The 11086-nt window shown below is 70.3% G+C and carries 6 protein-coding genes; 4 read left to right on the top strand and 2 right to left on the bottom strand.

Going from position 1 to position 11086, the window contains the following annotated elements; all coding sequences use genetic code 11:
* Nucleotides 1-218 precede the first annotated feature (218 nt).
* The 3 genes from XM1_RS22740 to XM1_RS22730 all read left to right on the top strand — a co-directional run bounded on the left by XM1_RS22740 (nucleotide 219) and on the right by XM1_RS22730 (nucleotide 8089).
* Nucleotides 219-875, top strand: coding sequence for an AAA family ATPase (locus XM1_RS22740; protein ID WP_068438615.1), 657 nt, complete (start codon nucleotides 219-221; stop codon nucleotides 873-875).
* The gene (locus tag XM1_RS22735; RefSeq protein ID WP_369816058.1) at nucleotides 757-4224 is read left to right on the top strand and encodes a MobA/MobL family protein; all 3468 of its coding nucleotides are present in this window, start codon (nucleotides 757-759) and stop codon (nucleotides 4222-4224) included. The genes XM1_RS22740 and XM1_RS22735 overlap by 119 nt, the downstream gene beginning before the upstream one ends.
* Nucleotides 4225-4513: 289 nt before the next feature.
* On the top strand, nucleotides 4514-8089 hold the full coding sequence (locus XM1_RS22730) for a hypothetical protein (protein WP_156428909.1): 3576 nt from the start codon (nucleotides 4514-4516) through the stop codon (nucleotides 8087-8089).
* A gap of 2 nt (nucleotides 8090-8091) precedes the next feature.
* On the opposite strand, the gene XM1_RS24640 is transcribed toward XM1_RS22730, so the two are convergent.
* Nucleotides 8092-8760: a winged helix-turn-helix domain-containing protein gene (locus tag XM1_RS24640; protein ID WP_068438607.1), complete on the bottom strand. Its 669-nt coding sequence runs from the start codon at nucleotides 8758-8760 to the stop codon at nucleotides 8092-8094.
* Between the two features lie 425 nt (nucleotides 8761-9185).
* Here XM1_RS24640 and XM1_RS22720 point away from each other — a divergent pair, with 425 nt between their 5' ends.
* The gene (locus tag XM1_RS22720) at nucleotides 9186-10334 is read left to right on the top strand and encodes a hypothetical protein (RefSeq protein WP_068438604.1); all 1149 of its coding nucleotides are present in this window, start codon (nucleotides 9186-9188) and stop codon (nucleotides 10332-10334) included.
* Nucleotides 10335-10399: 65 nt separating this feature from the next.
* Here XM1_RS22720 and XM1_RS22715 read toward each other — a convergent pair whose 3' ends face one another.
* Nucleotides 10400-11011 carry a hypothetical protein gene (locus XM1_RS22715; RefSeq protein WP_068438601.1) on the bottom strand — a complete coding sequence of 204 codons (612 nt, stop codon included), beginning with the start codon at nucleotides 11009-11011 and terminating at the stop codon, nucleotides 10400-10402.
* Between the last annotated feature and the right edge of the window lie 75 nt (nucleotides 11012-11086).

The following is an 11086-nucleotide window of genomic DNA, read 5'->3' as shown; positions in this document are numbered from 1 at the left end:
ACCCTCGGGCGCCGCCAAGCCCGCCACCCCGGCCGCGGCTCCGGCCCGCGCGAACGCCACGCCCTCTGCGGCGCCGGCACGCGCCAACGCCATGCCATCAACCAGCCCTGCCCGCGCGGCCGCTCCGTCGCCTGCATGGACCAGCTGAAGCCCTACTGAGCCGGGACCGATCTCAACGGCCCCACATTCACCACGGAACCACGGGAAAGGAGACACCCATGAACCAGCCGCTCACGCCGCGCTCGGCCAAGTATCGCGCGAACTACGAAGCCGCTCTGGCGAAGATCGACCTGATCGACAAGAAGGCGGCCATGTCCAAGTGGGACTGGGCTGACATCCGCGAAAAGATCGTCGGTGTCCCCGGCGACCCGGACCGTCCAGCCAAGCTGTTCGGCCAGGACGAAGCCGTCGATCAGGTCATCTACGGAATCCGCAATCGCAAGGGCGGCGCGCCAGCAGCCTTCCTGTTCGTCGGAAAGCCCGGCCTCGGTAAATCGCAGCTGGCCAAGATCCTGGAGAAGGCGCTCGATCTTCCGATCATCACCTTCGATTTCGCCAATGTGAACCCGAACACTGGGCCCAACCTCCTGTTCGGAGGAAACCCGCAGTACACCGGGGCAAGCGAAGGGAGCCTCATCCTCGCCATCAAGCAGAACCCCAACGGGCTCATCGTCCTTATCGACGAATTCGAGAAGCCGATCCTCGGCTACCAAGGCGGACCGCATCCGCTCGTCGATCCTCGGCGGCGTCCGCTGGATAGACACCATCCTCGCGCTGCCCCTCGCCCTGTCCCGCGAGGCGCGGATCGGCATCGCCCGCGAATTCGCCGAGGAACGAGCGCTCCTGGGGGAATGCGGGCTCTTCGCCGTGCATGACAAGCCCGGAAACGGGCACTTCCATCTGCAGACCTTCATCCGCGGCATCCAGGGCGACGAATTCGCGACCAGCAAGCTGGAGCACCGCACCTCGCCGACCCGGCGCTGGGGCGATCTCATGCGCGCGCGGGCCCTGGGAGCCGACATCCAGAACCGGGCCCTCGCCCTGGCCGGATACGATCTGCGCACGGATCACCGCTCCTTCGAGGATCAGGGCATCCGCCTCCTGCCGACGACCCACGAGGGGCCGGGCTTCCACGCCGAAGGCTCGTCGCGGTCCGGGCAGTCCAACGCAGATGTGCGCAGGTCCAACGCCCGCACCCTGACCCGACACCCGGAGATCATCCTCAAGGAGCTGGATTCCAAGCACGCCGTCATCACCCAGGCGTCCATCGCGTCGGCCCTGTCGCGCCGCATGCCGTCGGCACCCCCCGAATGGATCTCCTCGGCGGCGGCGGTGCTGGCCACCTCCGATCATGTCCGGCGCATCGGGCGCGCCGCCGACGGGACGCCGCTCCTCCGGCACGAGGAAACGGAGAAGGTCGCGGGCGCCCTGCGCGCCGCAGCCACCCGCCTCGCGGCCGCCACGGAATGCGCCGCGCTGGATCCGGGGCTCATGCCGGCGCTGCGGGCCGACGAAAGGGCGGGGCGCCTCAGCGAGAAGCGCGTCGAGGATCTCGACCTGCTGCTCCGGGGCGGCGACTGCGTCGTGGCGGCCATCGAGCCGGCCCGCTCCCGCAAGCTGGCTCTCGGCAAGGCGCTGGACGCCTGGGACAAGGAAGGCCGCCAGCGGCTCGGCATCGCTCCGACCCCCGGGGCCGCCCGCATCCTCTCGGCTGAGATCGGCTGCCAGGCCCTCGCCGTCCTCGACCTCGCCCCCGCGCCGACGCGCAGGCTCCCGCGCCTCGACACGCCGTCGCGCATCCCGGAAGGGAGCATCCTGCTCATCGACGAGGCCGAGGCCTACGACATCCGGACCATGGCCCGCATCTCGGCGGCCGCGTCGTCCCGGAAGGCCAAGATGGTGCTGCTCGCCGATCCGGCCGCCCTGCGCTCGAACGACGCCGGCGCCGCCCTGCGCGTCGTGGCCTCCGCCGTCCCGACCGTTTCGCTCCTGGCGGAAGCCGAGCGCCGGAGCTCCTGCGCGGCCGCGCTGGCCATGGTCCAGGAAGGACGGCCACTCGACGCCGCCAAGGCCCTGATGCCGGACGGACGGCTCTCCTTCGCCGACGGCTTCGAGGCCGTGGCCGAGGCCGCCCTCGCCTTCCATGCCGAAGCGCGCGCCGCCGGGCGCACCGCCTTCGTCGCCGTTTCGACCCGGGAGCAGGCCCAGCGGCTGAACGCCGTCCTGCGCCCGCCGGCGGAAACCCATGTCCCGGATCGCGCGGCCGAGATCCGGGAGAATCCCCACAAGGCCGCATTGGAGGATCCCGATGCCCGACATTCCCACGTCCCCAAGCCAGGTCCTCGCCGGCCTGGAATCCTACCGCCTGCCGTCCGCCGAAATCGCCTGCGGAATGTGCCCCAACTCGATGTGGCAGGAATCCGACGGGGAGGTGAGGTGCTACTGCCGGATCACCTTCGAGTGGGTATGGACGACGGCGACGCCGACCCGCACGACGGCCTGCGACGGCCGCTTCATCACGGGCTGAGCGCGGAGGAGCGGCTCATCGAGCGCCCGGGAAGGAAGACCACGCCCCTTCCTGTCCGGGCCGGCGACCGCCTGGCCCTCCCGACGGACATCCTGGGAGGGCAGCCCGTCCGGGCGGGAAGCTGCGGCACCGCAGCCGGATTCGACGGAGAGGATCTGGTCATCAACCTCGATGACGGACGCCGCATCCGCCTATCCACCCGCTTCCCGATCGCCATCGAGCACGGATGGGCCGCCGCGTCGCATCTCGGCATCCGCATGGACGCGGATCGGGTGGCCATCGCCGTCCTCGACCGGCGCATCGACCGCCAGACGGCATCGCGGCTCCTTTCCCGCGCGAGGGAAGACGCCATGATCGTCGCGGACGCCTCCGCCGTTCCCTCGCTGGGCCCCCTCGTCGAGGCTATCGGCCGCGACGGGGCGCGCGTCCTTTCCCCCGAGGCCGATGCGGAGGCGCGGGAAGGCAAGGATACCGCGGCGGTGCGGCGCTACATGGACATCGATCGCGAAGCCGAGAGGATCCACGCCGGCATCTGGACGCGGACCGGGCAACCGGAAACGGACCCGGACTGGCCGCGCTACGCCGTGCTCGACGCCGAACGCCGCGACGCCGCCAGGCTGCTCGTCGCCGCGAAGCAGGAGAACCGCGCTGCGGCCTCCGCGCTGCGGGCGGAATGGGGCGTCATCGAACGCCACGCCCGCAACGGCGCCAGCCCCCGCATCCTCAGCATGAAGGCGCTGCGCACCCGCCATCCCGGCCTCGGCGAAGCGGAACTCCGGGAGATGCGCATCCGCCTCGCCGCCGAAGCGAGGGAAGGAATCGACGCGCCGAGCCGGGATCTCATCGGACGCCTGATGAGCTCCGCCGATCTGCACCGCTCGCTCCATGCCCGCATCCGGGAGGAATCCGGCGGCGCTCCATCCTCGGCGCACAGGGACCACGCCCTCTGCGCGCGCGTCCGCGCCGGACGGAACGCCATGGCCGCCGCCATGCTGCGCGACCCCGCCCTGTTCCGCCCCGCCCTCGCCGCACGGAGCCGCCGGTGGCGCGACATCGAACGCTGGGCCGCCGCCCACGAACGGGACAGGATGGCCGCCATCTGGCGCGCCGGCCCCGATGCGGCTGCCATGAGGCATCTCGACGCCTACGCGGAAGCCCGCTCGGACGCCTCCTGGGAGGCCGCGAGGAAGGGAGCGGTTGAACCCCATGCCCTCCGCCGGAACCACGAGGCGGACGCCGCCATGCGCACGGAGAGCGGGCTCCTGCGCCGCGCCCCCGAGATCGGCCTCCCCGCGAAGGCGCTGGAGGCCCACGCCCTCTCTGGAAGGATCTCCTCGCTCATCGACGAGCACGCGGCGGCCCGCGCGTCCGGGAATCCCGCCGCTCCCGCCATCGCCTTCGACCTCGTCCAGCGGGCGGATGCCCGGACCCTGCGCCGGCACGGAATCGCCGATCGCTCCCAACTTCTCCTGGACGCCGCGGAATTCGAGCGGCGCGTCCCGGCACGGGAGAGGTCCATGCTCGTCAGCCTGCCCAAGCTCCCCGAGAGCCAGCGCGACGAAGCCGCGCTGCGGTGGACGGCGGACCCCCTCTTCTCGGCCTGGATGGATCGGACGGCGCCGGCAGCGGCCGCCGACCTCCGCGCCCGCGCCGATGTCCTGCGCGCGGATCGTGGATTCGAACGCTCCAGGACGTGAGGAGCCAGCCATGGCCGAAGACACCAGCCTCCCCCTTCCCGCGCCCGAGGGCGATTCCTGGCGCAGGAGCGCCGTCGATGCCCTCATGGCCATGGGATACCCGCTGGACGAGGCCCTCTCGCGGGCCGGGCGCGCGACCTCCAGCGCCTCCCTCGCCGACGTCCTCCGCACAGGACGCGAGCATTGGGACCAGGCGGCCGCCACCGCCCAGGCCAAGGCCGGACCGAAGCCCTCCGCCGGCAGGACCGGAACCCGGCCGCTGGCCGCGAGGGAAGGAGCGGGCAAAGGAATGACGACGCAGGCGTCCGCCAGCTTCAAGGGCTCCCTGGCCGCCGGCCTGCTGGCCGACAGGATGGCCGAATACGCCTCCTCCATGCAGTCGGACGCCAAGACGCTCGAGGACTACGTCCTGTCCGCGGCCCAGTCCGACCCGCACCGCATGCAGAGGATGCGCCTCCTGTTCAACGGACGCGCCCGGTTCGCGGATTCCATCAAGGAATTCTGCTCCTCCATCACCGACGCCCTGCGCGACGCCTCCGACGAGCGCGACGTGGCCGCCGCGACCCGCTGGGCCGCCGACATCCAGAAGCTCGGCCTCGCCGACGCGGCCATCGACGACCGGATCCGGGAGCTTTCGTCCAGGACGCACGAGCCCATCCGCATCGACGACCCCAAGAACAAGGACTTCTGGGGCTCGCCGAACGACATGCTCGCCGAGCTGTTCACCCTCATCGGCCAGCGCCTCGCGAACGAGTTCATCGAGCTCCGCGAGCAGCGCCGGGCCGCTGCGGTCGAGACCATCATCGTCAAGCACCTCGCCGCCCTGGAATCCTCCCTGCTGGAGCAGCAGGCGGCCATGCGCTCGGAAGCCGACCTGATCCGCAAGGAGAAGGAGCTCGATGCCGAGCTGTCGCGGGCCGAAGGCGTGGAGTCCGGAAACGCGGACAAGGAGGCGACGCCGTCCGCCACCGCCGTCGGAGCGGAAGCGATCGCCCGCAAGCCGGAATCCGCAGCGCGCGACGCCGGACGCGACCCCATCGAGGACGGCAAGACGAAGGAGCGCGAGCTCGATGCCGATCGCGCCGAGCTCATCGGACGCTTCGCCGCCGAAGCCGCCCGGCCGACCGGAGAGGATCCCTCTGCGGATCGCAGGGCCGCAGCGGCGGCATGGGCCATCCTCAGGGACGAGCGCACCCGCGCCATGGCGAAGGAGGCGGGCGTCGATGGCGCCGCACTGCGCGGGCACGCCGTGCGCTTCGCGCGCGATGTCGCCGCCGAGCGGGATCGCGCCCCATCCGACCACCTGCTCGCCGCCTACCTCGCCGCCGAACGCGAGATGAAGGCCATCCGCGACAGGGCCGGGGCGGAGAACCGCCCGCTGACCACCGAGGAATCCGCCCGCACCGATCATCTCATGTCCCAGGCCAGGGAATACGTCCGCGGCTTCGGGGTCGCCCGCGAGAAGGCCGGCGGCGACGGATGGGAAGTGGCGGCCCGCCGCAGGGCCGAGATCCACGGAGGCGATGTCGGAGAATCCCGCAAAGCGATCTACGACCTCATGGGAACGGCGCCGCGTCCCCGCGACATCTCCAAGGATGCCATGGACTCCACGGATCAGGCCTACGCCTCCGTGGTTCCGTCCCGCCTCGTCGACGCGGTGAGGGATGCCGAGATCTCCCGCGAGGCCGGAAACCGTGCACGCTCGGATGGAACGGGTCCATCCCCGAAGGTGATCGTCGCCCAGTACGACGCCCTCGAGCGCGAACAGAGCCGCTGGAGCGCCGTGGCGGAAGCCAACAAGGACACGGCCATCGGGCGCTGGGCGGGATGGAAGGCCGGCGCAATCGACAGGGAACTCGATGCGCGGGCCGCCCGCATGATCGAGGATCCCGATGTGAAGGCCTGGATGGATGCCCTGGGCAAGTCCGGCGCCCAATCCCGCAAGGGATTCACGGATCGGGTCGCCGAGCGCGCCGACCGGCACGAGACCAATGTCCGGGCCGAGCATGCCATACCCCCCGAGGAAAGGCTCTTCGTGGGCTGGCAGGTCCTCGACATGGCCAGGAAGGATGTCGAGGCCGCAGCCAGCGACCCATCGGCGCAGCATCGCCTCGATGCCTCCATGCGTGCGCAGCTCACCCTCGACCGGAAGGCGATCGACGAGCAGACGCGCCAGTTCGCCGCAGCCGCCATGCGATCCGACCATCTGATCGATCTCCTCGCCGACGCCCATGCCGGACTCGGCACCGAGAAGACCCAGGCTCTCCACGATCGCCTCCAAGCGGATGCCGCGGCCTTCGATGCCGACGGGACCAAGCGCGCCGAGGCGGATGTGTCCAGCATCCTCTCCCCGGACGCGACGGAAGCGCATAGGGGAAGGACGAGCCGGGACGCCTCCGAGAACATCTCGTCCCTCCTCACCCACGGAGAAGCGGCGCAAGGCGTCGCCGGGCATTTCAGCATCTCGTCCCGCGACGCCGAAGCCAGGGCGCGCGAGGCCTTCGCAGAGACGGCGCGCAAGGAGTCGGCTCCCCGCCGCTCCGCAGCGCCAGGCGGAGCCGGAGACGGACAGGCCGCGGAGCGCCCCGCCCTCGAAAGGACGCGCGAGCCGCCGAAGCCCGAGAAGGAGAAGAAGGAGCGCGAGGACCGGGAGAAGAAGGACGCCGGACGCGAACGCGCCCCCATCGCCAAGCAGCGCAGCCGCGAGGAGATCGAGGCCGAACGCGCCGCCGCGAGGAAGCGGGCGCGCATCGAGCGCGTGGCGGCCGAAACGGCCGCCCGTGATCTCCGCTCGGCCCGCACCACCTACGAGGGGCTGGAGGCCGCGACGACGATCGGAGGCCGTTCCCGCGCCAATCCGGCGGCCGCGATGCGGATCGGCATCAGCAGGGCCTTCGGCAAGATGCACAGCACGGCCATCGACGTCGGCAACGCGTGGTCCCAGCGGGAGCCCGGCCTGGCGAAGGCCATCCCCTCCTTCCTGGGCAACATCCGCGAGATCGGCCAGGAGAAGTCCCGCATCCATGTCCGGAGCATCGAAGGCCTCCTCCAGAAGATGTCCGACGGGAAGATGACCGCCGCCGACTGGAGGAACCTGCGGGCCTACGGCACCTCGCACGAGCTCGAGAACCAGCTTCTCCGGGGCGAGAAGGCCATGGGGCGCACGCCGCGCCTCGCCCCCTTCTGCCGCAGAGCGGCCAATCCCGAGCGCTGGGGAGGATGGATGGCGCAGCAGGCCCCTGAAATCCTCGCCGACATCAAGCTCGGCCATCTGCGCGGCATGACCGACCAGCGCGAGGCGGAATACCGGGCCGAGGGCGGGCATGCCCGCTCCGGCAAGAACTTCCCCGAAGGATACGTGCCGACCAAGGACGAGATCGCGAAGGTCCGGGCCTACGCTTCGGACCCGGCGGTCATGGCCCGCCTCATGGACGGCAGGAGCAAGCTCGAGGAGATCCGGGCGAAATACCCCGGCAAGTCCGACGAGGAGCTGGCCGCCATGCACTTCAAGAAGGGGCGGGACGCCCGGGCCGGGCTGGACGCCGAGAGGCTGTACCGGATGGTCGATGGCGTGCTGGACAAGGACGCCAGAGGCCTGCGCAGGGAGCCTGGGCAGGAGATGCACGAGCCCATGCGCGCCGGAAAGGAACGCCAGGAAGCGAAGGAAGCCCCGGAGAAGGGAACGCAAGGCAAGGGAACGGATCGGTCTTCGGGCGATGGCCGCTTCAGCAAGCCCCAGTATCCTTCGGGACCGGTTCCTCGCTACGGCGCCTTCATGCGCGAACGCACCGAACGCCAGAACGCCGCCCGGGAGATGGACGGCGGAGGAAGGGAAAGGGGGATGGAGAGGGAAAGGAGCCGATGAGATCAGCGGGCGCCGGGATCCACCAGGGTATAGCCGGCGCCCTTCTCGTTCCTGATCATCGCATGCCCATCCAGTCCTGCCTTCGTCAGGGCGTGACGGAGCCGGTTCATCTGGAAGGCCAGCTTCGAACCCGCTTCGGCCTGCCCCCAGACCTTCCGGCTCAGCTCCCGGCTGGACACGAGGCGCCCGCGGCGATGCATCAGCAGGACGAGGATGCGGCCCGGCAGATCCGACAGGGGCAGCCGCTCGTTTCCGACCATGAAGGAAGAATCGCTCGGATCGAAGAGAAGCCCGCCGACGTCCACCGTCCCGCCGGCCATTCCGGCGCCGCGCCTCATGATGGCCTCGGCCTGGGCCCGGATGCCGGCCCAGCTCGAAGCGCCCGGCAGAACCGCGTCCGCTCCCGCCGTCAGCAGCGGCTCTATGTCCGAGGAGCCGCCCAGAACGATGATCGGTCCCCCATACCCCAGCGAGCGCAGCTCCAAGGACAAGGACTCCCCCGTGCGGAAGCGGGAATCGCATTCCCCGACGATGACGGCCAGCGGCGTCTCGATGCCGAGCACCGCCTTCGCATCGAACTGGCGGGACGTCCAGCCTTCGGCCTGCCCCTCCGATTCCTCCTCGATGCGCGACGAGCGCGACGAGTCGTCGTCGATCAGATGGAACCCCATTCCTCGCCCTCCGCCTTCGGAACCGTCTGCAACCGAACGCCGACAAGGGCGCCCCATTCCTCTGAAATGGGATCGCGGAGAGTCCGAACGGCGGAATCGCGCAATCTCCGAAGAAATCGTGCATGAAGACTGAAGAATGCGGACGTGAAGTTGACGTCCTACGGTTGCGATACCATATGTATAGCAGGGACAGGCGACCTGGCCATCCCGCTCCGGAGCCCGCCAGGGCCGACCAACACCTTCGAACGCCCGGATCCCCCATCCGGGCGTTTTTCTTCGCCTCCTTCTCCCTTGCGCCAGCCATCCTGGCCGGCCCACGCCCATCGCGTCCCCTTGCCATGCAGGAGACGCGACGGACGAGGTCCGTCGAGCTTCCTCGCCGATCGGACCAGCCGGGCGGCGTTCCCTTGCGAAGGAGACGGAACATGGACGCATCGCACACCCGGATGCTTTTCTCGAAGGAAGGCATCCTGCCACCCGATCAGCGCTGGACGCTCCGTGGCATGCAGGGCGATTCCGCCCTGACGGTCAGGCGCCTCGCCGCCGCCATGGACGCCCTGGAAAGCGTGTCGGCCCGGGGATTCACCTCCGACCAGACCCTGATGTGGGCGCGCCGGGCCGCCGATCAGATCGATGCCCTGCGCACGGATGTCCGCATCCGCCAGGCGCTGGTGATGGACGCAGCCGGACACCGCGACGCGGCTCCGGGCTGGGAAGAGGTGAGGACCGCCTTCTCGTCCCTCGCCAAGGAGCCGGAAGCCCTGGGGCGCCGCCTGATGCGCTCCGATCGCATCGACGCCCGCGCCGGAATCTCCCGCGAGCCGTCGATCCTCGCGCAGGACATGGCCTCGTTCCCGTCTCCCGACAGGAGGGCGCGGATGAACCGGGCCGAACGCGAGGAGGCGATCCGCGCCGCCGAGGAGGAGGCCCGCCTGCTGCGGGAGATGTGGAAGCGCCGCCGCGCGGCGGACGAATCCTCCATGCATCTCGACCCCGCCTCCATGCGGACGGCCGAGCTGGAGGCGCTGCACGGCGTCCTGCGCTACGCCAGGACGTTCGAGCGCAGCATCCGCTTCATGGCGAATGTCCGCAGGCCGGTTCCCGCCAATCTGGGCGACCTGCACGGGAGCGGAGAGACCCAGCGCCCGGAACGCAGCGTCGAAGCCGAGCTCGCCCGGCTCCGCGCCGCGGACATCCCCTTCGCCAGGCGCTGGAAGAGCCATGGGGCCGCCGAGTTCGAGCGCATCCTGCGCATGGACAAGCCCACGCACGACGAGCACCTCAGGAGGGAGGCGAAGGCCCAGGATACGCGGTGGAACCGCTCCCGCGAGGAAGCGGCCCGCCCGGACCCCCAGCAGCCCCGCAGGGCCGAGCCGATCCGCCCCGAAGCCGCGCCTAGGGCGGAACGGCCCATCATCTCGCCCGGCAGCATAGGGATGATCAGATCGCCCTACCACTACCACGGCGCCGGGTGCCGGCATGTCCACGCCGCGATGAACGGCCTGGCGGTGGCGCGGGCGGCGACGGGCATCCTCCATTCGGTCCGCAAGACGGCCGAGATGATGCACGAGTAGGACCGGCATGGAAAAGGCCCGCTGTCTCCTCCGGGAGCGGCGGGCCTTCTTCCGTACGGCGCGGCTCAATTCAGCGTAAGGACCCCGAGCTGGTTTCCCGTCGAGGAATCCACGACGCTCCACGAACGCCCGCCGGCTGGCACCAGGCGGGGCGCCGCGGAGCCTACGGGCAGGTTCAGCACGCCCAGCCTGCGGCCCGTGCCCGCCTCGTTCACCGCCCATGAGCCGCCTCCGAGGGAGACGATGGAAGGCATCCCTCCGACCGTGCCGTTCATGCCTCCGTTCAGTCCGGTCCCCGACAGGGACGGATTCGAGCCGGCCGGCCCCAGGAAGGGCAGGGAACCGTTGTTCTGCAGCCCGCCGCCCTGGGGGCCGAGGAAGGGCGCGCTGCCGTTCATGCCCATCCCGTTGCCTCCGTTCGTCCCGTTGCCGATGATCTTCGGCAGGATCTGGATGGCCGCGCCGATGAGCGCCTGGGAATTGCCGTTGCCGCCGGATCCCATCTGGTTCGGCATCATGGGCATCATCGGCATGGAGGGCATGCCGCCCTGCCCCGACAGCGCGCCGAGCACGGATTGGAGATCGAGGGACTGGGCCTCGGACGAGGCCGGAGCCGCGAGAAGGCCCGCCGCCAGGGCAAGGCCGGAAACGATGCTGCGGAGATGACGTCGGTTCATGGTTGCCTCCCTGGCTTGCTCGACCGATATGGGTATTCCCGGGGCTGCGGCGGGGCAGGAGTGGGTGGAGAGACC

The organism is Magnetospirillum sp. XM-1 (assembly GCF_001511835.1).
Taxonomy (GTDB): domain Bacteria; phylum Pseudomonadota; class Alphaproteobacteria; order Rhodospirillales; family Magnetospirillaceae; genus Phaeospirillum.
Note: the sequence above shows the minus strand (reverse complement) of the source record. Positions and strands in the feature narration are given on the sequence as shown.